The organism is Alteromonas australica (assembly GCF_000730385.1).
Classification (GTDB): Bacteria; Pseudomonadota; Gammaproteobacteria; order Enterobacterales; family Alteromonadaceae; genus Alteromonas; species Alteromonas australica.
This window is the reverse complement of sequence record NZ_CP008849.1, coordinates 3,958,140-3,983,642: the sequence shown is the minus strand read 5'-3', so window position 1 is coordinate 3,983,642 and position 25,503 is coordinate 3,958,140. Positions and strand designations below refer to the sequence as shown.

Sequence of the window (25,503 nt, the reverse complement as noted above, 5' to 3'; positions counted from 1 at the left end):
ATCATATTCGGTAAAACGTGCGCGGACGATATCACTGTCTGCGCACTTGATAACTAAGTAAGAGTACCTGTGAAAAAAGAAACCGTTTCTGACAGACAGACATTGTCATCTTGGTGTAAGAGGTTAGACGATGCTCATAGGCTTGGCATGGGGTCGTCGCTTATGACACTTGTGGTGATAAAGTGTCTGTCACTTTTTTCTCTGGTGTTCGCGTTTTACTTCTTCGCGCACATTGCTCAGTCATGGATTGTGCTGAAGCAACCAGCAAGCCACGAACTTATCATTGGCATTATGGTGAGTTTATTGATTAATTGGGTATTAAATGGCGTTTATAACGTACAGTTAATGCGCAGTAAAATTAACACGCTTGAGCGCTTTGAAGGTCTACTTCATCACAGGTTTGCGACGCAGCAACACGCGTTGGCCCGCCAACATTCCAGTTTTTACTGGCAAGATGTCTGGCAAAATCAATTGGTCGATTTGGTCAATTGGGCATTTGAATATCGAACAGTACAAACGGTAGCGATTATCGCCCCGCTTTTAGCACTAGCAGTGATATTTTCTATCAACCCTGTGATTGGCACAGGGTTACTTATCACCTTACCTGTTGTGCCTTTGTTTATGGTGATTGTAGGCAAGGGCGCCGGTGCACTGCATCGGAAACACTTTTTGGCATTAGCACGATTAGGTGGCATGTTTACCGACCGGCTAAATGCGCTCCCTATGCTGGCGAACTACAACGCGAATAAAAAGCAAACTGATTTATTGGTGGCAGCCAGTGACGAGCTTAACAAGCGCACCATGAATGTGGTGGGGGTGGCGTTTTTGTCTAACAGCGTGTTAGATTTCTTTGCGACCTTATCCGTGGCCTTGGTGGCGGTATTTATTGGTTTTTCGCTTCTAGGGGAGCTTAATATTGGGCCTTCTATCGAATTGAAAGATGGCCTTTGGATATTGTTAACCGTCCCTTTGCTGCTGAGCGAAATGAAAAAGCTAGGGGCCATCTACCATCAAAAAGCAAAAGCTGAGGCAGCCCAGGATAATTTGGCGCCACTGCTTTCATCAACGGACATGCCATTTAACCCAGATAGCACTCAACCGTTTTCAGGCTTTGAGGCAAGTGCCTTTCGTGCGGGTGATGTATTGCATGCCGACAAACTCGTAATTTCTCCTCACGATCACATACTTATCAGCGGGGCTTCTGGAAGCGGTAAAACCTTGTTGCTTGAAGCGCTCTCAGCAAAAAGGGAAAGCTCCCATTGTTTAAAAGGCAAGGTGGTTTGGTTAACACAGCAACCGGTTGTTTTACCCTCAAGTGTGCGCCAAAACCTGTGTTTAGATGACGTATACGATGATGAAAAACTTTTGCAGGTGCTACTCCAAGTTGAGCTTACATCTTGGTTTGAAGCACTTCCTGACGGCTTAGATACGCAACTTTCTTATTGTCCAGAACTGTCGGGTGGCGAGGCACAACGTCTTTCATTAGCCCGAGCCCTGTTGCGAGAAGCCGACATCTGGTTGCTAGATGAACCCACTGCGCATTTATCTGATAGCCAACATCACAGACTGTCGCGGCTTATCCATTCGGTGACGCAAGATAAAACGGTACTGTGGGCATCTCACAAGGCATTACCAGCAAATTGGTTTACGCATTTTTGGAACGTTAAACATCAACAAGTGAATGTGCAATGACACACCGTAATCGTACTGAAAAGCCAGCTATATTAACCTTGCTTCTTGCTATTTTACATGGTGCTGCGGGGTTAAGTATTTTGGTTATTTCCTCGTGGTTTATTGCGATTAGCGCTATTGCACCTTTAGGATTTAACTATGTTATTCCTGCCGTGGTTATTCGCGCGCTAGCCTTACTTCGCATCGCATCAGGCTATGCCTCAATGTGGGTGGGTCACAACGACTTACTTTACCGGATAAGTGGTGTGCGCTTATTGGTGTTTTCTCAGTTAACGAATGCGCATAGTGGAAGCCATGCATACTCTACTGAAGCATTAGCGCATCATACTGAAGAGGTCGCATCTATGTGGATTGCGTGGATTGCACCACTTTCAAGTGTGCTTATTCTGTTTGTTAGTGTGTGTGTTGGGGCATCTACGTTCGGCTTACCCGGCGCGCCCATATTATGGGTTGGTTTTGTTGGTTGGCTATTCATCATGAGTTGGCAAGGGGTGAGAAGTTTGAAAGGTGCGGGCCATTATGCTGCGTCCACGACTCATTTTAGAGAGCAAACCACAGCGTTTTTTAATACCAGTGCTATTTGGCATCTTAAAAAAACCGATAGCATCACCTCAGGTCAGTCACCGCGATATCAGTTAAAAAATGTGCCTAGTGCTAAGCAGGTATGGCGAGATAACTTAACACAGCAAGCAAGTGCCCATAGCGCGGCATGGTTGTTTCAAGGCGTGGCCTACTGTTTACTTATAGGGGGGCTACTGGCAACGTCGAGTGTGTTTTATACGCCGCTGGCCATAGTGGTGCCCATGGTGTTGCTTGCATCACCAGATTGGGCGTCGAGTGCCTTCCACGCTGTCACACGGTTTTCCCAATGGCAGCACAGCCGAAATGCCCTTAATGCCCTCTCTACAGTGCCTTATGATAATTTAAATAACGTCGGGTTTAATCAGCAACTGCAATGTGAACATTTAAAGCCCCTAGAGAGGCGCAGCGCAAGTGTTTCTGCTGTTGTTCAACGGCAAGGAATAACCTTATTGCAGGGCGCGTCTGGCAGCGGTAAATCAAGTTTGTTACAAGCCATGGTAGGTTTAATCCCAAGTACGGGAAGGCGTATTGTTGATGGTGTGCCCTTATCTCAAGGGTTAATTGAAGGCTGGCGGTATGTAGAGCAGTCTCCTACCGTTTTGTCGGCAACGATTAAGCAAAATCTAGACCCTGCGGGCTTGGGTGTTACAGAGCAAAAAATGGACGAATGCTTGCGTGCACTCGGACTGGACTCGCTGTTACCGCTGGAAACCTGGGTTGGCAAGGCAGGGCGGCACTTATCAGGTGGAGAAAGTAAGCGCTTGGTGTTGGCTCGCGCTATCTTGTCATCGCCCTCGCTACTGTGTGTAGATGAACCATTCGAAGGACTGGATGCTGAATCTCAACAACGGGTGTGTACGCTACTTAAACGGGTGTCTGCTACCACACCAATAGTGGTTGCGTCACATGTTGTGCCCGCTGCTTTGTGTCGTGTCGATTGTATCTCGCTTGACCCTGTTCCTCAGGCAGTTCGTCAACAATGCACGAAGGTACAAGCGTTATCGAGAGGGCAGGTCGAAAAGCGCTAACCTAGGCGAACCGCATCCTTGCCAGCATTTTTGGCTTGGTAAAGTAAGGTGTCGGCTCGCACAAGTGCGTCTGCCTCATTCGTGTCGCTTTTCTCGAAAGCGGACACGCCTATGCTGGCACTCACGCACTGTATCGTCGTGCTATCCGCCCCTTGGCATAGCTTCATTTGTGCTATGAAAGACGATTTGAGGCGGTTGGCAAATATCTCCGCCTGTTTCACATTGGTGTTGGGTAAGATAATAACAAACTCGTCTCCGCCATAGCGATACGCGGCGTCCATTTCTCTAAGCTCGTGATGCATGACGGCGCTTAACGTCTTAATCACCTCGTCACCTTGTGGATGACCGTGCAAATCATTCACCATTTTAAGATTATCAAGATCAAGCATTAGCACCGAGGTGGGGCTTTTATAGCGTTTAAAATTCGCAAAATGTACGGCAAGGTCTTTTTCTAAGCGCCGACGATTATACAAGCCAGTGAGTTCATCGGTAGTACTTAAAAAGCGCAGCTGAGTTTCTAATTGATAGCGCTTAGATATATTGGTGGCTACCCAAAGTACCACGGGTTCGCCTTCAACGAGAAAATCTAACGACTTAATACGCCCTTCATACCATATTGTCTCTTGCTCATTTTCGTAGGGCAGCGCAATAAAGTCTTCATCCTTTAGCGCATACTCTTCCACGATCATATCTTTTGAATGTAAGGCTTCTTCTATTTTACTAATGAAATATTGTGTTTTCGATGCATTGAGCACTTCTGAAAGTAGCCGGCCGACTAGGGCTGAGCCATCATGATAATAGCGACTATCTTTACCGCCAAAAAGGGCGACATATTTGCCACTTTTTGAAAGTATAAATGCCGGATCAGGTAACGCATCCAGCACAGCTTGCATATTTTTTAAATCCATAAGCTATTTCTTTAGTAAAGATGAACGCTGTCTTTAATCTACTGTTTTTAATATTCATTAGAAAGCGTTTAGTGTGATAAGACGCGCAAAGCGAATATTATCTGTTCTTAATCGCCTATCGTGAGTCACTAAGTCTAGGAAATAGCTGCTTTGACAGGGTATGCTACTTATCTAGTATAGATCCTGAGGTGTTTTATGCATCATCACCATGCCCATAGTTCCCCCCAGGCAGGGGCTGACAGTCAGCGTATTGCTTGGGCGTTCTGGTTAAATTTTGTGTTTACTATTATTGAGTTTATTGGTGGGTGGCTGACCAATAGCGTAGCTATTATGGCGGATGCGGTGCACGATTTAGGCGACTCTTTATCTATAGGCCTGGCGTGGTACCTAAGTAAACTGGGGCATAAATCAGCGACCGATAAGTATTCTTATGGTTTTAAGCGATTAAGTTTATTGGGAGCAATGATCAATGGACTCATTCTGGTAGTGGGCTCGGTTTGGATACTTTCAGAAGCGATTCCACGGTTGATGCAGCCTGAGATGCCAGTCACCGAAGGTATGATGGGCATGGCGGTGTTAGGTATTATTGTTAACGGCTTTGCCGCCTATAAGCTGCATGGGGGGCACTCCATGAATGAAAAAGTACTTAATTGGCATTTGCTTGAAGATGCGTTGGGGTGGGTAGCAGTGCTTGTTGTGGCTATCGTGCTCCATTTCGTCCATTGGCCCATACTTGACCCTATTTTATCTATTCTTTTTACCTTGTTTATTTTATCTAACGTACTGAGATATGTGATCCAAACAATGACGCTATTTTTACAGGGCGTCCCTGACGATGAGGAAAAACAGGCTATTTCGCAGGCGCTATTGGCGTTACCTCACGTGGAGGAGTTACACCATCTTCATTTTTGGTCGTTAGACGGTGAGCAACACGTTCTTACCGCCCATTTAGTGATTAACTGCAGCATTGATAATGAAAGATTACGAGGCCTAAAATCCGAGGTTGCCGCTGCCTTATCGCCTTATTCATTGGCGCATACCACCATTGAATTTGAATTGCCCGGCGAACCCTGCCGTGACGAAAGTGATAACTTGCACCTTCATCCTCACCATCATCCTCATGTTCATATGTAATTGGCGTACACCCAAACCCGTGGGTAAGTACAGCACATGCGCCGGGTTAAAAGGGCGTTAGCTGCGAGGCTTCACCCTTAGGTGTTTTTACATTTATTAACATGCTTGGTGGCGAAATTGTGAATAGAAAGTCACAACCTTAGCGAGAGTGATAGCGGGGGATGTATTGGTTTTCCACTTGAACTTACGTACTTTTCTTGTATTTAGCAGCATCTTCTTCCATTTAAAAATGCTTGCTTACGTCAAATAACATGTTTTTTACATTGAATTTGTTAATGCTTCGTGTAATTATTAATGAATCAATGTAAGCGCTTACAGCACGATAAATTAATAAATGTAAGCGCTAACATCGCAAACCCTTAGCATGAAATTATCATTAGAGGTGATAAAGTGGAGACAAGCATTCAACCCCACAAAATAGACGAGCACCCATCCTTACCTACAGGTGGTTATCGCTTCGCACTGATATCGTTAACGACATTATTTTTTATGTGGGGCTTCATTACATGCCTTAATGATATTCTTATACCCTATTTAAAAGGGGCATTTAGTCTAAATTTTACTCAGGCAATGCTTATTCAGTTTTGCTTTTTTAGCGCTTATTTTATCGTGTCGTTACCGGCGGGAATGGTGGTGTCGCGTATAGGTTATCAAAAGGGCATTGTACTTGGTTTGGGCATTGCCTGCGCAGGATGCTTGTTATTCTATCCTGCCGCCTCTATGGGGGTGTATGCCATTTTCCTCATCGCCTTATTTGTATTGGCGGCAGGGATTACCATATTACAGGTATCTGCAAACCCTTATGTTACCGCGCTTGGCGATCCTAAAACGGCCTCTTCAAGACTCACGATGACCCAAGCATTCAACTCGTTGGGAACCACTGTTGCGCCATTTTTTGGTTCTTACCTTATTTTTGGCGCCAGCGGAGAGCACAATAGCGCCACGGCGTCGGCGTCAGATGTACAAATTCCTTACCTGATACTCGCTACCGCTTTGTTATTGTTAGCGCTCATTTTCCTCTACTTAAAACTTCCAAAGCTTAATCATACCAATGCCAATACCAAAGTATTTTCTGGCGGAGCATGGCAACATCGCCATCTGGTTCTGGGTGCTCTGGGTATTTTTATGTATGTGGGCGCTGAGGTATCCATAGGCAGTATGTTGGTGAACTATTTAGCCAACCCAGATGTGGCTGGCCTGTCAGAGGGCAAGGCATCTAAGCTACTGGCTTATTTTTGGGGGGGCGCTATGGTGGGCCGGTTCATTGGTGCCTTGGTTATGCAGAAAATATCTGGCGGAAAAGTATTGGCATTTAACGGAACCATGGCGATTGCCTTAATTTTCGTGTCTATTAGTAGCACAGGCAGTGTGGCGTTATGGGCCATGCTGGGTGTGGGTCTATTTAATTCCATTATGTTCCCCACCATTTTTAGTTTGGCACTACAAAAGCTAGGCAAGCATACACCTCAAGGTTCAGGCATTCTTTGCTTGGCCATTGTAGGGGGCGCCATTGTGCCCCTGCTGCAAGGTGTATTAGCAGACAGCGTAGGCGTAACCTTATCCTTTATATTGCCAGCCTTATGTTATGTATACATCGCCTATTATGGGCTAATTGGCTGTCGCGTTACTGAATTAAAAACAACTAAGGAAGTATGATGAGAACACAAATTCTTGCTTCAATCATATCAGTGGCGTTTTTAGGCGCTTGCACTCAGGCACCTCAAGACATCAATGAGCCGTCTTCAGAGGCAAAAATGCCAATAAGCAAGGCGGCGGATATTTGGCCTAAACTTGATATAGAAGTGAAAGCAGATCCAGCCGTAGAGCAAAAAGTGACTGACATCATGGCAGACATGACGTTAGAACAGAAAATTGCGCAGATGATTCAGCCTGAAATTAGGAATATCACCGAAGAAGATATGCGCAAATATGGGTTTGGCTCGTACCTCAATGGCGGTGGCGCATTCCCAAATAACGACAAGCATGCTACCCCAGATGACTGGGTAGCACTGGCTGAAAAACTCTATCAAGCGTCTATTGACGATAGCCTCGACGGTTCTACTATTCCTACCATGTGGGGCACAGACGCGGTACATGGCCATAACAATGTCATTGGTGCGACTTTGTTTCCTCACAATATTGGTTTAGGGGCGGCTAACAACCCTGAGTTACTGGAAAAAATAGCCCACATTACGGCGAAAGAAGTGATGGCTACTGGCATTGATTGGGTCTTTGCACCTACTGTCGCCGTGGTGAGAGATGATCGTTGGGGGCGTACTTACGAAAGTTACTCTGAAAATCCAGAGATAGTTCGTCAATATGCAGCCTCCATTGTCAAAGGCTTACAGGGCGCAGCAGATAAAGACTTTTTAAGTGACCAGCGGGTTATCAGTACTGTGAAACACTTTGTGGGCGACGGCGGTACTGTCGGTGGCGATGACCAAGGTAACAATGTGGCAAGTGAACAGGAATTGTTCGACATCCATGCCCAAGGTTATGTAGGTGGGTTAACCGCAGGTGCGCAATCGGTAATGGCGTCGTTTAATAGTTGGAACGGCGATAAGTTGCACGGGCACAAATATCTACTGACAGATGTGTTGAAAAAGCAAATGGGGTTTGACGGCTTTATTGTGGGTGACTGGAATGGTCACGGGCAAGTGAAAGGCTGTAACAACGAAGACTGCGCACAAGCGATTAATGCGGGCCTAGATATTTTCATGGTGCCCAATGATTGGAAAGCCTTATTTGATAATACGCTGGCGCAAGTTAAAGACGGTACCATTGCCATGTCGCGTATTGATGATGCTGTACGTCGTATTTTACGTGTAAAAGTTCGCGCAGGGTTGTTCGAAAAACCAAGCCCAGCGAACCGCCCATTGTCGGGAGACAAGTCACTCATTGGTGCTGAAGCACATCGTGAAGTGGCACGCCAAGCCGTACGCGAGTCTTTGGTATTGCTTAAAAACAATGACCAGGTTCTGCCTCTAAAAGGCACACAGCGTATTTTAGTTGCTGGTGACGCTGCCGACAATATTGGCAAGCAATCTGGTGGCTGGAGTATCACTTGGCAGGGAACGAACAACACCAATGAAGATTTTCCTGGTGGCACCTCTATTTTTGATGGTATTCAAGCCCAAGTAGAAAAAGCCGGTGGCGAAGTGCAGCTGTCAGTAGACGGTACATTTGACACCAAACCTGACGTTGCTGTGGTGGTATTTGGTGAAGAACCTTACGCAGAAGGGCACGGCGACAGAGAAACGTTAATTTACCAAAACGGGAATAAACGTGATTTGGCCTTACTCACCAAGCTGAAAGCGCAAGGTATTCCGGTTGTCACTGTATTTATTAGTGGTCGTCCAATGTGGGTGAATGCCGAATTGAATGCCTCTGACGCGTTTGTTGCTGCCTGGTTACCCGGGTCGGAAGGTATAGCGGTTGCCGATGTACTATTTGGTGAGCACGATTTTAAAGGGAAGTTGCCCTTCTCATGGCCGGCCACTCCCGATCAAATTGTCAATGTAGGCGATGAGGATTACGCGCCGCTACTTCCTTATGGCTATGGCTTAACGCTCAGTGATGAAAGCGAATTAGACAATAACCTAAATACTGAAGTCACAATCGATGCAAGTGCCAGTCAGCCAATGGAAATTCTTAATGGCGCAGTACAAGCACCCTGGGTATTATGGCTTTACTCTGGAGAGGAATCCTTGTCGGTAAATGCTAGCATCCATAACGTAGGCGCGCTCACTTACCGAACCATCGACAAAGTGGTTCAAGAAGACGCCCGTAAGCTCACATTTGATGGCAGTCAGTATGCAGCGATGCGTTTTGCAAGCAAAAGCTTTTTTAGAGAAGACCTAAGTGCGCAATTGGTAATGAACTCAGCATTAACCTTAAATGTTAGCCGCCACACTGATATTTCAGAACCTCTCACTATCGGCATGAATTGTGAGGGCGAAGGTGATGCACCTGGCAGTTGCTCTGCACAAATAGATATTAGTGAGCAACTTAATGCCCTACCGCAAGACACTTGGTCGTCGATGAGCATTGATCTACAGTGTTTTGTGAAAGAAGGTATCGACTTCACGGGCTTAGTCGTACCCTTTGAAATAGGGACTAAAGGCAAAGCGAGCGTGAGTGTTGCGGATATTCAGTTTACGCCGGACAGCGCAGAACAAGCTGTGATTTCATGTCAGTAATCTAAAGATATTACTTATATTAATGTGTAAAGGCCGCTAAGCACCATTGTCGTGCTCAGCGGCCTTTTTTGTTAAACCCTCGTGATCATCTACACAGGCATACCTATACAAACGCTGGCATAGGCGAGGGGAAGTAAAGAGCTAACAATATAACCCTTTGTATTTATTATAAAATTAATTATATCTTTCCCATCTCGAAATTCCTCCTTGCAATTTAACAGAAAATAAATAAGATCAAATGCAAATTATTATCATTTGTATTAGAGTTAATTATGCGTGCGTCTACCTTTCCTTTTCCCTTTGCTTGTACGCTAATGATGGGTATGGTTTCAACGGCGGTAGAAGGGGTGCCTACTGAGGAAGTGGTTGAGGCAATAGACGAAACTGAGCACATGGTCGTCACAGGTACCCGTTTACCTACCCTGTTGTCTCATTCACCGGTTAAAGTAGATGTCATCGACGAAGAGGCCATTACACGCCTAAGCAAGGGGACGTTAAGACAAGTATTGGAAGTTATGCCTGGCGTAGTCGTTAGGCGAAGCCAGAAAGATGGCTACAATGTACAACTGCATGGCTTTAACGGTGACCACGTTTTAGTGTTAGTTAACGGCCAGCCAATTGTCTCTCCCACAGGCTCGTCGGTGGACTTAGACCAAATAAGCGTAGCGAATATCCGTCAAATAGAAATTGTTCGCGGCGCTGCATCGGTGTTGTATGGAAGCTCTGCCATGGGCGGCGTAATCAATATTATCACTGCGCAGCCACGAGGAAACCGTGCTTCGCTAGATTATGAGCTTGGGCATTATACCGATGATGCCATTGATGGAGACACCTTAACGCATACGGCTCGTTTATCGGCCACAAAGCAATTAAAGGGCTGGCAGGGGTCACTAAGCGCGCAGCATATTGCTAATCCTGGGTTTGACTATGATGCATCTAGCATTGCTCAAGACGGCGGCGCGGTAGATAAAAACTTTGTTAAATTGGCCCTTTCTAGCCAACTTGATAGGACTGACATCAGCTACGCTTTACAGTGGTTTGATGAATCAAAGCATAGACCTCAATCAGCCATACCCGGGCAAACCAGCATTATCAGTTATCAATCAGATGTTCAGCAGTGGCAGCACGATATAAGCATTAAACAACCCGGTGTATGGCAAGTGAATACGCGTTATTTAGCGCATGATGAAACCAGTGGTAATACTAATGGTCTGCGCAATACGGATATCGCATTAGGCGAAATAGACGCGCAGTACCCGTTCACTGCTCAACTTGGCGAAGCAAGAATAGACTGGGTAAGTGGTGTTGTTTTGCACGCGGATACCCTTGATCAACAGAACATAGACACCGGTGTGGTAGAGGTTGATGATGTAAACCGACAAAGCATTGAAACCTATCTTCAAGGGCAGTGGCAGCATAACAATACACAACTATTAGCGGGTGTACGTGTTCAAAACGACTCAGATTTTGATTGGCATACCGCCGCAAAACTGAGTGCGACGGGTTCTCTGAACTACAACGGGATATCTGTGCATTTACGAGGGGGTGTAGGTAGCAGTTACCGTGTGCCTAATTTGAAGGAACGCTATTACGTTTTTGACCACAGCAACTTGGGTTACATGGTTCTTGGAAACCCTGATTTGCAACCCGAAACAGCACTCAGTAGTCACATAGGCGCTGCCTTTGAATGGCCAATTTCACACAGTGAATGGACGATTAAAACAGACGTAGAGCTTCACTATACGGAAGCCTCAGACTTTATTATTACCCTGAGAGACGATGAAGCGTCTACCGACGCCGGCCTAGACATTTCTGTATACAACAATCTGGATGAAGCACGTCTTTATGGCACCGATGTCAGTGTTGCACTGCAAAATGACAATTGGAAGTGGCAAACCAACTACAGTTATCTACACACAGAAGATCAAGATGGCGAACGTTTACCTGAACGGCCCACTCACCTTATTAAAACCGCTTTAACCTACCGATTTACGCATTCTGATACCAGTATTCAACTTTACGCTGTTCATGAAAATGATGTGTCGCCCACTGCCGGCTACACACAAACTTCTCACGATGCATACACCACTATTAACACCGTACTGCAGCATGAACTTGATACTGATATCACCGTGCGAGCTGGGGTAGAAAACCTCACTAACGAACATCGCGCACCGGATGCTGTATCGGCGGGGGTCTTTGATGCAAGGCCAACTTCTTCGCGTCGAGTGTATCTCTCGGCGAGCTATACATTTTAACCATGAAACACCATGACTTTTGCCACAACACGTAAAATAGAAAAGAGGAAAAAAGAATGAAGCACACACAATTAGCGTGGCTTATTGCGCTTAGCTTAGGGTTGGCAGCATGCGGCGGTTCCAGCAGTGATTCATCCACAGATGTGGATGCCGGTGTGGGAACAGACGATAGCACCGACAGCGGCACCGACGACACGGATTCCGGCACTGATGATACAAGTAATGAGGAAGGCTCGATTTATGGCCCATTTAGTACAGGAACGACGTCAGAGCCGGTAGCCGTGTATTTTGATTTAGATACCCAAAGCCAAGTGACGCTTACCGACGAAGAAGCTGCATCCGACACCCAGTGGGACATTGGCTTTAAACGTACCAGTGTATTTTTAAATACTCATCAAGAGACGCCTGTCAGTCTTTACTTTACGGGTAATAATGCAGACTTCTTTGATGACGAAGGCAATGCCATTGCCGATAGTTTCCTAAATGCCACCGTAGATAGCGAGCTAGATGATTACCTCGCGGTGTCAGCCAGTGATATTCCTGATGACACTGAGTTTTCGACTGACAGCGATAGCCAAGTGATTGGCACCACGTTTTACAATTATGATACGACCACGCACGTCGTGAGCGCGGCTGAGGATGTGTATTACATCGTTTCATCCGACGACAATTACACTAAATTTAATGTGACAGACATAGTGACTGAAGGCTATGGAATGGGAGAAATAAGCCTCACTGTTATGCATCAAAGTGTATTGGATGGGCAAACAGAATTTGCGGAAGCGGTAACCGTTACTGCCAATTTAGTCGGTTGTACCGAACCCGCTTATATTGACTTTGATCTTCAACAAGCCGTAACGGCCGACGATGCTTGGGATATTACCATTCAATGCAGCGATGGCGCAGGCGAGTTTGCTATAAACCTAGCCGATGATGCATTAGTGTTAAGAACCGATGCAGATACGTATTCGGGTGTGGATGAAGCAGCGGCCGCTTACTATGGCTTCAGTAGTGAAACAGTGAGTGAATATGCAATAACTGAAAACAACTGGTATTACTACGACAGTACGACACATTTACTTTATTCCCAGTTTGGCGTGTATTTAATTAAGGCGGGTGACACTGTGTTTAAAATGCAAATTACAAGCTACTACGATGAAGAAGGCACGTCAGGAAGTTACAGTTTCCGCAGCGATGCGCTAAGCGCGGAGTAGAAGAATGGTAAATGCAAAATGGGTTGCCCAGATAGGTCTGTCTATTTTGCTTGTGAGCGTAGGGTGTCTTTCAGACGCCCATGCTCATGAACAGCAAAATGCGCAGCGAATTATTACCGCAGGGGGAAGCCTAACTGAAATCGTTTTTGCTCTTGAATTGGGCGACCAAGTGGTGGCTACAGACAGTACCAGCATGTACCCAGAAAAAGCCCGATACATAACCAAACTTGGTTACTTTCGCCAGTTAAGCACCGAAGGCGTGCTAGCCCAACAACCCACTTTGTTGCTCGGTGCCAGTGCCACGGGCCCCAGTGACATGATTGAGCAGGTCTCGGGGGCGGGTGTTGATGTGGTTATTTACGATATGCCTAAAAACCTCCAAGGCTTAAGGCAACTCATCGAACACGTGGGCGAGAAGTTACAGGTATCAGATAAAGCGCAACACCTAGCGACAACCATAAGTGCGCGAGTGAGCCGTGAAGTAGAGGCATTCAAAAAGCAAAAAGCCGCCTACTCCACTGTCGATAATAGGCCGATGAAAGCGTTGTTTGTCGTTTCAAACAACGACAGAGGGCTTACCGTGGCCGGACATAATACCGTCCCTCAGGCAATGTTCGATCTGTTGGGAATTCAAAACGGTGCCGAGTCCTTAGAAGGGTACAAACTGATTAATAACGAAGCCGTTTTACAACATAACCCAGACGTCATTTTTGTGGCAGGCCACATGCTGCATGGCAAAGAAGCGTTGAGTCACTTATGTCGCCACCCCGCTATCGCTGCTACCTTTGCGGGTAAGCATTGTCTGGTAAAAGCCATGGATAGTAACGTGGCATTAGGTTTATCGCCCCGTTTTGCACAAGGCATGTCTGCGATTTCTAAACATGCTTTAAAGGCACTGGCATTAAAGGCTGCCAATGAAACTGCCACGCCTGCGCGTGATAAGGCAGAGTAAATGGCTGAAGTGTGCACGTCACTGCCTAGCTTCATGAGATCCAGGCAACAAAAACACAAGCGTGGTCTATGGGTGTTCTCTTTTGCGCTCCTTGTCAGTATGTATCTGTCCTTGACCCGTGGAAGTTTAGATATTCATACGGGGCGTTTGCTTGTGGACTATATGCAAGGGCTTTTGGGCGACGCCTCTGGCATAAGTAACACCACTCACTGGTATGTATTTACCCAGCTGAGACTGCCTCGGGTCATTATGACGTCATTAATTGGTGCGTTGCTCGCAACGGCAGGTTGTACCATGCAGGGCTTAGTGCGAAATCCATTAGCCGACCCCGGCTTAATTGGTATTTCAGGGGGAGCGGCAGCGGCAGCTGCGGTAAGCATGGCTGTGATGCCGGCCAGTGCCTTTTCTTTTATCCCCCCTGCTATGGCGTCTCTCTGGGTAGGTGTTTGGGCGTTTTTTGGTGCCTTAGCTGCAGTGTTATTGGTTCTGAAATTTTCAAAAAGCCCGCAAGGCGTATCTGTGGCCGCGTTAATCTTAGCCGGCGTAGCGATTAATGCGTTTACCGGCACGATTATAGGAGCCGTCAGCTACGTCGCCAGTGATGACGCCTTACGTCAGATTTCGTATTGGACAATGGGGAGCTTGGCAGGTGCCAATTGGAACAAAGCCATCATCGTCAGTATTACCTGTGTGGCCGCCTTTATTGGGCTATTCAGAATGCAAAATGCACTTAATTTATTGGCCCTAGGTGAGGGCGAGGCTGCCTACATGGGATTAGATGTGAAACGGTATAAAAAGCGCATGTTATGGTTGGTGACATTTTGTGTGGCGCTGGCCACAGCGCTTTGCGGAATAATTGGTTTCGTCGGTTTAGTGGTTCCCCATATTTGTCGAACGCTATTTGGGGTAAACCATCGCATATTGCTTCCAGCGTCTGCGCTTGTTGGCGCACTCTTATTAAGTGCGGCTGATACATTGTCACGCAGCGTGTTTTCACCAATGGAAATACCAATTGGCATTGTGACTTCTGCCATTGGCGCCCCGTTCTTTTTGTATCTTTTGTGGCAGCAAAAAGGAGTATTCAGCGGTGGACAATAGCATTACTCAAACACCAGAAAATACGGTGTTACAGGTTATAGAGGTGCAGGTGAAACGGGGGGAACGTTCACTGCTCAACAAGGTTAATTTCACCGTAAAGGCCGGAGAATTTATTGCTATAGCCGGAGAAAATGGGTGTGGTAAATCCACACTGCTTAGCACTATATGCGGTGGAGAGGGGGCATTTCGCGCATTGGTGAGCGGTAAGATATATGTGCATGACACGCCATTAGAGCACTACAGCGCTCAACAGTTAGCAACAATGAGAGCGGTGATGTGTCAGCATCAAACCTCGCCTTTTGGTTTTTTAGTGGATGAAGTTTTAACCTTGGCGCGACACGCAATGATAGAACCAAGCCACATTCGTCGTGGGTGTATTGCGACTGTGTCTGATGCGCTTGATTTAAGCCACCTGTTGCACCGGAATATTCAAACGCTCTCAGGAGGAGAGCAGCAACGGGTGTATTTGGCCAAAGCCTTGCTACAACTTGTCCCCTCGTCACTAGAGGACGATTTAACTGGCAAGTTGCTTTTACTGGACGAACCCACATCGGCGCTAGACTTACGCCACCAGAAACTGGTGATGGCGTTATTGGCAAAATTAAGCCAACACGGCCTTAGCATCATATGTATTAGCCATGATATTAATCTTGTGACGCCCTATTGTACAAGAATGCTGGTGCTAGCTAATCAAGGTGTCATTGCTGATGGAGCGCCCGCGGATGTGCTTGACCAGCGGATTTTAAAGCAATGTTACCAAACTGATTTACACCTTATAAAACATCCTGAACATGGTGTTTTTGTTACTCATTAAGCGAAATAGAAGAGGAAGAAACCATGGGCATGCCCGAAATTGCACTTGCTGCAAAACAATTAGCCAGAGCACAACACAGTGGCGTACTTGGCACGCACTCTACGTCGATGCCTGGTTATCCCTTTGGTTCTGTGGTGCCATACTACCTGACACCTGAAGGTGATGCGGTTATTTATATCAGTGACATTGCGCTGCATACGCGCAATATTAAAGCCAACGACAAAGTGAGCTTAACGATTTTCGACAACGAAGAAGACGACTCCCAAGCGAATGGGCGAGTCACTATTATGGGGAATGCAATGTGTGTCAATGAGTCACACATTGAAGCCCAGTACATTCGTCTTTTTCCGCAAGCCAAAGGGTATAAGCAAACCCATGACTTTAACTTTTATGTGATTAAAACAGAGCGGGTACGTTACATAGGCGGGTTTGGTAAAATCCATTGGGTAGATAAAGCCTACTGGCACCAAGAAAAACAGGAATGGCACAGTAATGTCGACGGCATGATCACCCATATGAACGAAGATCATGTGGATGCAATGTCACTCATATTAAAGCATACGCTGAATGTTGGCGTTCTTGCCCCTAAAATGTGTGGTGTGTTTCCTGAAGGCGCTCATTACACCGATGGCGACAACGTGTGGTTTGTGCCTTTCGAAGACGTGTGCTTGTCGGCCAAACACGTTCGCGAACAGCTAGTGATTCAAACTAAACAGGCACGTGAAGCTTTAAGCCCAGCGATAGAAAATTAAAAACGATTAATCCGGTGAAGGAAGGAGATTCATCAGTGGTTCAATATCTGCCACTGCTCTCCAGTCCTTCGTCCGTATGCGTTTATCATCATTTATAGTAAGACATATATTGTGCGAAACGACCTACCTGACTTAACAAGGATGGCTTAGGTTTGCTAACCATACTTTTCGCCATTCTTTCGCACAGTGACTGTGCAACTATCGGGTCAAAGCCCGTTTTGCAATTTATGTGCAGCAGCCCTCGGTACTGCCAACCTAAATAGCTTAGTGTTTGCTGAAGTGGAGTGATAAAGCTGTCGGGAAGTGTGGTGTGTGCTGAGGTAGCAAATACGTAAAAGGCTTTTTCGCGTAATTTTTTTCCCTTGTGTTTTTGTTGCGCCAAAGTGATGAGATCGGTAAAGCGGTCAAAGAAACATTTAAACGCAGGGGTAAAGGCATACCAATACACAGGGGAAGCAAAAATAATGATGTCTGCCTCTAGCATTTTTTCAATAAGCCCATTGAAATCATCGTTTTGGTTTCGGTAATGATAGTCATAACCCTCGATATGCATATTATCTAAGTAACATACTTCTGTTGGCATCACTCGAACAAAGGTATTAACTAGCTGGAAGGTATTTCCCGTGGCGCGTGCGCTCGAATATAGGGTAAGTAGTTTTTTCATGTGGATTTCCTATTGTGTTGGCCGTTACATTGTGATTTATACTTAGCCTAAAACCTCAACTTAAGTTGAGGTCAATATCTTTTTTCCTTAAATGAGTGAATTAGGAAACGGCCCAGCACTGAACGGCGATAGAAAGGTATGGAACAGGTATTAAAAGTAGGTGAACTAGCAAAGCGCAGTGGTGTGAGTATTTCAGCGCTTCATTTTTATGAGAATAAAGGCTTGATTAAAAGCTCCCGTAGTAATGGAAATCAACGAATATACCCTAGGGCGGTGTTACGCCGTGTGGCCATCATAAAAGTGGCGCAACAATTGGGTATGTCACTGAATGAGATAAGAGAAGCCATCGCGGTACTGCCTATGAACAAAACGGCCAGCAAATCAGATTGGCAACAATTGTCTCAGTTTTGGCACAGGCAACTTGAGGCACGTATTGAGAAGCTCACTAAACTTCGAGATGATCTTTCAAGTTGTATAGGGTGTGGCTGCTTATCAATGGAAGCTTGTGCGTTAAGGAACCCTGAGGACGAGCTCGCGTCAAGTGGCTCTGGAGCTCTATTGCTAGAATAGTGTAGCTTGCGGAAAATAGAAGCCTATTGGGCAAAACGAAAAAAACCACCGGCTAAACTTAGGCGGTGGTTTTTATGATAACCATGGGCGGCGTTATTATTTAGAACGTGTAACGCGCACCAAATGTATAACGTGGACCATATTGACGAGCAAATAAGAATTGCTCTTCAAAGCGGCCAAAGCCACGTTCGGTTTCATCGTTAATGTTCACCCCTTCAAGGAAGACGGTTAAGTTCTCATTAACGTCGTAGTTCACGCTGGCGTCTACTTGTCCGTAGGTATCAAATTGAGTAGCAGGGTTGTCTTCCGAGCCTTGGGCTTGGCCCATACCTACTAGGTATTGGTCACGCCATGCATAAGTGACTTTTACCGACAAACCATTCTTCTCATAAAACACCTGGAAGTTGGCTGAATCACTAATACCCACAATCGGATTTTGCTCTGCAGTTAAATCGTATGGGTCGTAGTTTACGTCGCCATCAACGATAGTGGCGTTTGCGCCGACACCAAACCCGGTATCACCAAAAGTATGTTGAACCGCAATTTCTAAGCCTTCAACCGTGCGCTTGTCGCTAAGGTTACGAGGCTGCGTGACTCGCCATTCAATCAGAGGATCGTCAGAAGTAGGGGACACCACACCATTTTCATCAGCATAACCATTTTGTACAAAATAATCGTAAATGGCAGAGTCAGTTGCCTGAACCCCATCAGCTTCTAAAGCCGAGACTGCTTCGTTCCAACGTGGACCTTGATAAATATCGTGAAGCCCTTCGTAGGTTTCCTGCACTGACGTGTAGGAGATGTAGTTCTTCACTGATTTTCTAAATAAGCCCAGTGACGCATAGCTTGCTTCGTCGTAGTACCACTCAAATGACAAGTCTAAGTTGTCTGATAAGTAAGGCAGGAGACTAGTGTTGCCGGCAGAGGCTGTACGAGCGCCAATTTTCGGACTGCCGCTAAACGACAAACCGCCTTGTAACAGGCCAATAGGGGCACGGGTTATCGACTTACCCCACGAGAAGCGAGCTACAATGTCGTCGGTCAAGTCAACTTTTACGTCGAACATCGGCAACGCAATGCTGTACTCACCGGTAAAGTCTAGTAGCTGAAGGTCATCTTCGAAATCGGTAACCCACTCAGAGGCTGATACCCAATTAACTTGCGTAGGTACACGTACTTCGGCGGCACTAGGCACTTCCGTTTCTTCGTAGCGAACACCGGCATTCACTTGAATGTAATAGCCTTTGTAGTCGAAATCCCATTCAGTTTGAACATAAACTGCATTGGTCACTTCCTCAACATTACTGACAGAAGGGTCGCCACTAAAGTAAGGGTCGGTAGAGTAAACGTTACTTTCACCCACAACATCTGCAGTTAAATAGGCCAATTGACGCGCAATGGCTTCATCAAAATCAAAGGTATAGTAGTAGCCTGGGTTCATGTCGGCACCGCCACCGTCAAAGGCATCTAAGAAGCCATCGGTGTCGTGACGTACAAACATACTGTCAGGAAAAATTTCAGTAAAAGACGGATTAAAACCTGGGCCACCACGTAATCCACTCCATGCAGTGAAGCCAGTAAGTGCTTGCTCGGTGCGCGCTACACCAAAGTCAACTTTCACAAGCGGGATATCAAAGGCAGAGTTAAACCAGGTTCCATCCAATTGAAGCTGCTCTATATCAGAACGGCCCGGTGAATAAATAAACTGACTGAAGTTTGAGTCTATCTCGCTAGGAAGGATTTCATTGGTTCCGTTATTCCAGTTTACGTATACTTGAGGAATTTCACCTTCCCTGAAATCATAAACCTTTGAACTAAGTTGGTCTGAACCTAAGATAATTTGACCTGAAGAGCCTAGGCCTTCATCGTAGCCATTGTCAGTCTCGTTATAAGAATCGTGGTAATCAAGGGTGAAATGCCAGTCATCATTCAATTCCCAATCTAAGTTTACACCTAGAGAGCGGGCATCCACGCGGGTGGTATTGCGGCTAGCAGTAAATGAGGCGTCATCCCCACTGATGTCGGCGTAAACCGCAGTGCCATTTTCATCTAGCTCATAAGCATTGATGTTAGAACCAAAGTTGTTCCAAATACCCCAACCTACTGTGTTAGTGCCGGTAATGGCACGCGTAGCTGTGTAATCCAGGGTGGCCGTGAAGTTGTCTACAGGGCGGAATTGAAAGGTAACTTGTCCGTTTGAACGCTCACGTTGAACATCATTGATACTGTAGTTCATGTCTTTTGGAAAAAAGGCAGCGTCAGTAATATTTGTGCGATTGTCGATTACATTGGCGGCATCTAAATCAGGCAGTTCTGCATTTTCCTGTAATACCCACCCTTGAATGTTGGCAGATTGTTGCTGGAAGTCGCGTTCCTGGTGAGAAAATGACACGCCAAAGCCAAATCGGTCATCGGCAAAGGTGTTGCTATAAACACCGGCTATTTCAGGGGTTACATCATCGCCTTCAACATTGGATGTGTCGTAAATCCCTTTTGCTGAGAAAGATGCCTGTTGACCCGGACGCGCTAACGGCTTCATGGTGATAATGTTAACTGTTGCGCCTAAACCACCACTTGGGTTTTCAGCTCGAGCCGTTTTGTGTAATTCAAGGGTATTAACCCCCTCTGAAGAGAGGTTTTCCAGATTAAAAGAACGGGTGAAACCTGTGCCAGGCATTTGACGACCGTTCAGAGTAACCAAGTTAAACTCTGGCCCAAAACCACGCACTGTAATTTGGCTACCTTCACCGTTTGAACGGCTAATGGTCACACCGGTAATACGTTGTAGCGCTTCGGCAAGGTTGGTGTCAGGAAATTTACCCAACTCTTCGGCCGATATGGCATCAACCACACCGCTAGAGCTGCGCTTTAAATCCATTGAACGAATCATGCTGCCGCGAATACCACTGACCTGAATCACTTCTACTTCGCCTTCAGGCTGTAATTCTGCATCGGCTTCTTGCGCGTAAGTTGGAAGTGCTAATGATGAGCCCATCAACAAAGCCATTGAGGTGGCAAGTTGGGTCTTTTTAAAGGTTGTATTTTTCATAATTGCCCTACTAATCTTTTCACTGTTTAACCGCCGCCGCTGAGAATAGCCGGCGGCAGTAGCTTTGTTATTGCGCTGCTATTTCAACATTGTCCATACGATACACTGCGCCTTCGCCCGCGCCCCAGGCTGGGAACACCATAATGACGTCGATAGCACTGATATCTAAACCTGCGTCGTAAAGGGTTTGCAGCGGAAAGGTATAGGTCTGCCATTCGCCCAAGACTGGGTCTACACCCTCTAAGCTATCAGCTAAACCTAACTCCACAGCGGTAGCTGCATCGCCAGATTCAATTTTGAATAGCCAAGGGGCAGAAGTGTCGTTTGGCATTGCGCTAACTTTAAGGTCAAAGCTAACCGCACCGGTAGACAACAAGGCAGACGCGTCAAAGTACACGTCATCGTCAGCCAAAAAGCCCATTACCGTCGGCGTGGCGCCAATACGAAACTCGGCGACAGTACCGTGGTCAGCATCATCAACTTCTTCGGTGGGGGTTGAACCGCCACAGCAATCCCAGATAGACCATTGGTCAGCGGCGGTGTCTGCAAACACAGTAAGTCCTTCTGCCGCAGTCGCGTCACCGTCAGGGTGATAAAGTTTTACGTTATCAAGGCGATAAACAGCACCTTCACCGCTACCCCATGCAGGGAATACCATAAGTACGTCGATAGCACTGATGTCGAGGCCCGCGGCTTGTAAGTCAGCAATGGGGAAGGTATAAGTTTGCCATTCGCCTGCCACAGGCGATTGCCCTTCAACGCTATCCGAGAGTGACAGCTCTACTGCACTGGAAGCATCATTAGACTCTACTTTGAATAACCAAGCGGCGCTGGCGTCATTTGGCATGCTAACCACACGCATATCGAACTGTAGTAGTCCACCATCAGCTAACGCCGACGCGTCGAAAGGTGTATCACCGCCACCTGAAACTGGGCGAGTAATAAAGCCCATTACGGTAGGTTCAGCACCAATACGAAATTCAGCGGTCACACCATGCTCTTCGTTATCGATTTCTTCTGTGGGGGTAGACCCACCACAGCAATCCCACATTGGCCAATCAGCATTCATCTCATCTTCAAAAATCACCAATTCTGGATAGGCTGATTCTTGAGAAATTTCGATGTTAGTCATGCGGTATACTGCACCTTCACCGGCGCCCCAGGCTGGGAATACCATAATGACGTCGATAGCGCTGGTATCTAGGCCAGCTTCGGCTAATGCGCTTAAAGGAAATTCATAGGATTCCCACACCCCTTGTTCGGGTGTCGCGCCAGCGTCTGCATTAGGCCCTACATAGCCATCCATCAATGGCAGTTCTACCGCCGTCGTGCCTTCGCCACTTTCTATTTTAAATAGCCATGCTGCCGATGCGTCTGCGGGTGAAGAAACCATCTTTAAGTCAAACTTAACGCTGCCGTTTTCTTCCATTGGCGAGGCGTCAAATGGTGAGGCTTCGCCTTCTGGATCGGTAATGAAAAGTTCGCGGCTGATAAAGCCCATTACGGTAGGTTCAGCACCAATACTAAATTCGTAAACGTCGCCTTCTTCGCTGTCTTCAACAATGGCGGGTGTGGTACCACCGCAGCAGTCCCATGCAGGCCAGTCAGGGTTTGTTGTACCATCGAAAATGGTTAGATTGACCGCAACGCCTGTTGAAGGCGCCGAAGGAATGGGGGCTGCACCTTCTACTAATGCGTCGTCCAGCGAGTCGTATCCAGGACGAATGGTTTCACAGCCCGCGCCCGTTTCAGGGTCTGAACCACATTCGTACACACGAACATAGTCAATTTCGAAGCTCTGTCCATTCGTGAACGCTTCGGGATCGATGCCTGTTTCATTGACTGCTTCAGGCCAGCTACCGCCTACCGCGAGGTTTAAGATCATGTAGAATTCTTGGTCGTATGGGGCATTGTCCCAGTGAGTAACCAATTCTCCGGTACCCTGTTCAAAATATTCAGTGTACCAACCACGATGTGATAAGCCTGTGGCTTCACCGTTGCTGTTATATCTTACTTCAGAACGACGTTGGGTAGCATAAAGGTAATCGTCCATATACCAACGAATTTCACCTTCTTGCCACTCGATGGCGTAAGTGTGGAAATCGTCTGCTGGATTCGACCCATCAGGTAGCGAGTAGGCTTGGCCAGAACTGTCGTTGTTTGGCCATTCTTGACCATAGTGTAGCGTTCCATAAATATGCGCTTCAGGATTACCGTCAGCATCTGCAGCTTTCAAGTTCACTGCTTCCATAATGTCGATTTCGCCAGAACGCGGCCAACCACCGTATACGCTATCAGTTGGCATCATCCAAAATGCTGGCCAACTGCCTTGACCCTCAGGCAACTTGGCGCGTATTTCAAAGCGGCCATATTTAAAATCTGCTTTATATTGGGTAATCAGGCGTGCCGACGTGTAAGGCTTTGCCGCCCCTTCTTCTGCAGGCAAAGCGACAATATTCAGTACACCGTCACTAACGAACGCATTTTCTTCACTATCGGTATAACATTGGGCTTCATTGTTACCGCCACCATCGCAGTTAACTTCATGAGTCCATTTGTTGTCGTCAATACCCGTATCGTCGAATTCATCGCTCCATACAAGTTGCCAGTCACTGACAGGTGCAGAAACGTCAACACTGTCGATGTCAGTTGAGGTGGTGGCACCGCCACCGCAGCCAAATAGGGTAGTGACTGATAACGCGGCTGCTATCCGCGTAAGTTGAGTTGCTTTTTTAGTCATTATTTTCAGCCCTGTTCAATAGAAGTTAGTTGTAATCATTGCCGCGATGGCCAGTAAAAAGGGTGCTGTAAGCGCTTACAAAGTCAGAAAAATAAAAAGGCCTTCTGAAAGCGCTTACATTAAATTAATATATCAACGAGAAAAAATCAATCATCTTCTCATTAATTTAACATTTAAACGCGTGTTTGATTTTGATGTTTGCAACAGGCGTTGCCCATTTCTAAGGGCTTTTGGGGTGTTTTTGCACACGGGAAAATGTTGATTTTATTTTGGTTTACTGCATTTTTACAACTGGAGTGCCAATTATTTGTTAAATGTAAAGCTGGTATTTTGTGTAAAAGTAACGCTAATATAAATGAAATGAAAGCGCTTACAAGATTTGGTAAGCTCAAATGAATTTAGTGGTCGTCTTTGCCGTCTTATTAGGCAAGATGAATCGCCTTGTCGTAGTAGCTATTTTTAAATTAGGGCTGTTAACTCATGGATATATTGGCCGAAGCAGGTTCTCCATTCGCGCAACGTGATTTTACGATTGGCGTGGCCACGTCGTCGTTTCAGATTGAAGGTGATGCAGATAACAGAGAGTTAAGCATCTGGGACACTTTCTGTAACAAGCCCGGTAAAATTGCAGATGCCAGTCATGGCCTTGTGGCCTGTGACCACGTTAACCGCATAGAAGAAGACCTCTCTATCATTAACGCCTTAAATGTTGATGCCTATCGTTTTTCAGTGAGTTGGCCGCGGATAATAAGACAAGATGGTAGCGTTAATCAGCAAGGCTTAGATTTTTACGGCAAAATTCTAGATACCCTTGCACGCAACAATATTAAGGCCTACGTCACTTTGTATCACTGGGATTTGCCTCAGTATTTAGAAGATACCGGCGGGTGGCTGAATAGAAAGACAGCCGACGCATTTGCCAATTATGTCGATGTCGTCACAAAAGCCTTTGGTGACAGGGTTTTTTCCTACGCGACATTAAACGAACCTTTTTGCAGCGCCTATTTAGGTTATGAAATTGGTGTGCACGCGCCAGGCTTGGTGGGTAAGGAATATGGCAAAAAAGCCATTCATCACCTATTGTTAGCCCATGGCAAAGCCATGCCTATTATCCGAAAAAATGCGCCTAAGGCAGAAGCGGGGATAGTGCTGAATTTTACCCCGTTTTATTCTAATTCATCCAGCGAAGAGGATATACGTGCCACGAAACTGGCTCACGATCACCATAACGACTGGTATATAAAGCCGCTTATTCATGGTGAGTATCCCTCACTTATCGAGCAAATACCGCTGGCACATCGTCCGGATATTAAAGACGGCGACATGGATATTATTGCGGCTCCTTTAGACTATTTAGGGGTGAATTATTACACGCGGGCTAAAGTGAAAGATGATGGCACTAGCGATCCGTGTCAGCTCCCCCCTCCTGAAGGCAGTGAAACCACGGCAATGGGGTGGGAGGTTTATCCACAAGGTTTAACGGATTTACTTGTACAACTGCATACTGATTACACCTTACCGCCGTTGCTCATTACAGAAAATGGCCTCGCAAGTGACGATTTTCTTAACGACGAAGGTGAAGTTAACGATACGCAGCGTATTCGATATTTGGCCACGCACTTACAGGCGGTGGCCAATGCGATGGAAGCTGGGGTGAATATTACGGGGTATTTTGTGTGGAGCCTGCTAGACAACTTTGAATGGGCTTTAGGGTATGAAAAGCGATTTGGCATAGTCTATGTGGATTACAGTACCCAAAAGCGCACGCTAAAAGCGAGTGCAAAGAAATTACAAAATCTGCTCATGCAACGTAAAGAGATGCTTTAATACACTTATAACAATAAAATAA

The 25,503-nt window shown here is 46.3% G+C and carries 17 protein-coding genes; 13 read left to right on the top strand and 4 right to left on the bottom strand.

All coding sequences use genetic code 11. From position 1 onward, the window contains the following. Nucleotides 1–69: 69 nt before the first annotated feature. Both EP13_RS17340 and EP13_RS17335 read left to right on the top strand, forming a co-directional pair. Complete coding sequence (locus EP13_RS17340) at nucleotides 70–1,692, top strand: ATP-binding cassette domain-containing protein (RefSeq protein ID WP_044058378.1); 1,623 nt, start codon at nucleotides 70–72, stop codon at nucleotides 1,690–1,692. After that, on the top strand, nucleotides 1,689–3,302 hold the full coding sequence (locus EP13_RS17335) for an ATP-binding cassette domain-containing protein (protein ID WP_081869532.1): 1,614 nt from the start codon (nucleotides 1,689–1,691) through the stop codon (nucleotides 3,300–3,302). Before EP13_RS17340 ends, EP13_RS17335 begins: the two co-directional genes overlap by 4 nt. Here EP13_RS17335 and EP13_RS17330 read toward each other — a convergent pair. Then, on the bottom strand, nucleotides 3,299–4,210 hold the full coding sequence (locus EP13_RS17330) for a GGDEF domain-containing protein (protein ID WP_044058377.1): 912 nt from the start codon (nucleotides 4,208–4,210) through the stop codon (nucleotides 3,299–3,301). The genes EP13_RS17335 and EP13_RS17330 overlap by 4 nt on opposite strands. Before the next feature lie 195 nt (nucleotides 4,211–4,405). Here EP13_RS17330 and EP13_RS17325 point away from each other — a divergent pair, with 195 nt between their 5' ends. The 9 genes from EP13_RS17325 (at nucleotide 4,406) to EP13_RS17285 (ending at nucleotide 16,631) form a co-directional block, all read left to right on the top strand. Next, nucleotides 4,406–5,344, top strand: a complete 939-nt coding sequence (locus EP13_RS17325) for a cation diffusion facilitator family transporter (RefSeq protein ID WP_044058376.1) — start codon at nucleotides 4,406–4,408, stop codon at nucleotides 5,342–5,344. A 390-nt stretch (nucleotides 5,345–5,734) separates the two neighbouring features. Further along, on the top strand, nucleotides 5,735–7,000 hold the full coding sequence (locus EP13_RS17320) for a sugar MFS transporter (protein ID WP_044058375.1): 1,266 nt from the start codon (nucleotides 5,735–5,737) through the stop codon (nucleotides 6,998–7,000). After that, nucleotides 7,000–9,543 (top strand): glycoside hydrolase family 3 protein, encoded by a 2,544-nt coding sequence (locus EP13_RS17315; protein WP_044058374.1) that lies wholly within the window; start codon nucleotides 7,000–7,002, stop codon nucleotides 9,541–9,543. The genes EP13_RS17320 and EP13_RS17315 overlap by 1 nt, the downstream gene beginning before the upstream one ends. A gap of 272 nt (nucleotides 9,544–9,815) precedes the next feature. Next, the gene (locus EP13_RS17310) at nucleotides 9,816–11,801 is read left to right on the top strand and encodes a TonB-dependent receptor plug domain-containing protein (protein ID WP_044058373.1); all 1,986 of its coding nucleotides are present in this window, start codon (nucleotides 9,816–9,818) and stop codon (nucleotides 11,799–11,801) included. Between the two features lie 56 nt (nucleotides 11,802–11,857). Next, entirely contained in the window at nucleotides 11,858–13,015 is a 1,158-nt protein-coding gene (locus EP13_RS17305) for an HmuY family protein (protein WP_044058372.1), read from the top strand. Between the two features lie 4 nt (nucleotides 13,016–13,019). Then, nucleotides 13,020–13,967, top strand: coding sequence for a heme/hemin ABC transporter substrate-binding protein (locus EP13_RS17300; protein WP_052364464.1), 948 nt, complete (start codon nucleotides 13,020–13,022; stop codon nucleotides 13,965–13,967). Continuing rightward, nucleotides 13,968–15,065: a FecCD family ABC transporter permease gene (locus EP13_RS17295; RefSeq protein WP_044058371.1), complete on the top strand. Its 1,098-nt coding sequence runs from the start codon at nucleotides 13,968–13,970 to the stop codon at nucleotides 15,063–15,065. Continuing rightward, the gene (locus EP13_RS17290) at nucleotides 15,055–15,879 is read left to right on the top strand and encodes an ATP-binding cassette domain-containing protein (protein ID WP_052364463.1); all 825 of its coding nucleotides are present in this window, start codon (nucleotides 15,055–15,057) and stop codon (nucleotides 15,877–15,879) included. Before EP13_RS17295 ends, EP13_RS17290 begins: the two co-directional genes overlap by 11 nt. A 23-nt stretch (nucleotides 15,880–15,902) precedes the next feature. Further along, nucleotides 15,903–16,631 carry a HugZ family pyridoxamine 5'-phosphate oxidase gene (locus EP13_RS17285; protein ID WP_044058370.1) on the top strand — a complete coding sequence of 243 codons (729 nt, stop codon included), beginning with the start codon at nucleotides 15,903–15,905 and terminating at the stop codon, nucleotides 16,629–16,631. Between the two features lie 88 nt (nucleotides 16,632–16,719). On the opposite strand, the gene EP13_RS18955 is transcribed toward EP13_RS17285, so the two are convergent. Next, entirely contained in the window at nucleotides 16,720–17,295 is a 576-nt protein-coding gene (locus EP13_RS18955) for a flavodoxin family protein (RefSeq protein WP_052364462.1), read from the bottom strand. Nucleotides 17,296–17,433: 138 nt separating this feature from the next. Here EP13_RS18955 and soxR point away from each other — a divergent pair, with 138 nt between their 5' ends. Beyond that, on the top strand, nucleotides 17,434–17,865 hold the full coding sequence (gene soxR / locus EP13_RS17275; RefSeq protein WP_044058369.1) for a redox-sensitive transcriptional activator SoxR: 432 nt from the start codon (nucleotides 17,434–17,436) through the stop codon (nucleotides 17,863–17,865). Between the two features lie 100 nt (nucleotides 17,866–17,965). Here the strand turns inward: soxR and EP13_RS17270 are convergent, their stop codons facing one another. Then, nucleotides 17,966–20,914 (bottom strand): TonB-dependent receptor, encoded by a 2,949-nt coding sequence (locus EP13_RS17270; protein WP_044058368.1) that lies wholly within the window; start codon nucleotides 20,912–20,914, stop codon nucleotides 17,966–17,968. Nucleotides 20,915–20,981: 67 nt separating this feature from the next. After that, the gene (locus EP13_RS17265) at nucleotides 20,982–23,654 is read right to left on the bottom strand and encodes a glycoside hydrolase family 16 protein (RefSeq protein WP_044058367.1); all 2,673 of its coding nucleotides are present in this window, start codon (nucleotides 23,652–23,654) and stop codon (nucleotides 20,982–20,984) included. Between the two features lie 480 nt (nucleotides 23,655–24,134). Between EP13_RS17265 and EP13_RS17255 the strand changes: the two genes are divergently transcribed. Continuing rightward, the gene (locus tag EP13_RS17255; protein ID WP_044058365.1) at nucleotides 24,135–25,481 is read left to right on the top strand and encodes a GH1 family beta-glucosidase; all 1,347 of its coding nucleotides are present in this window, start codon (nucleotides 24,135–24,137) and stop codon (nucleotides 25,479–25,481) included. The last annotated feature ends 22 nt before the right edge of the window (nucleotides 25,482–25,503 follow it).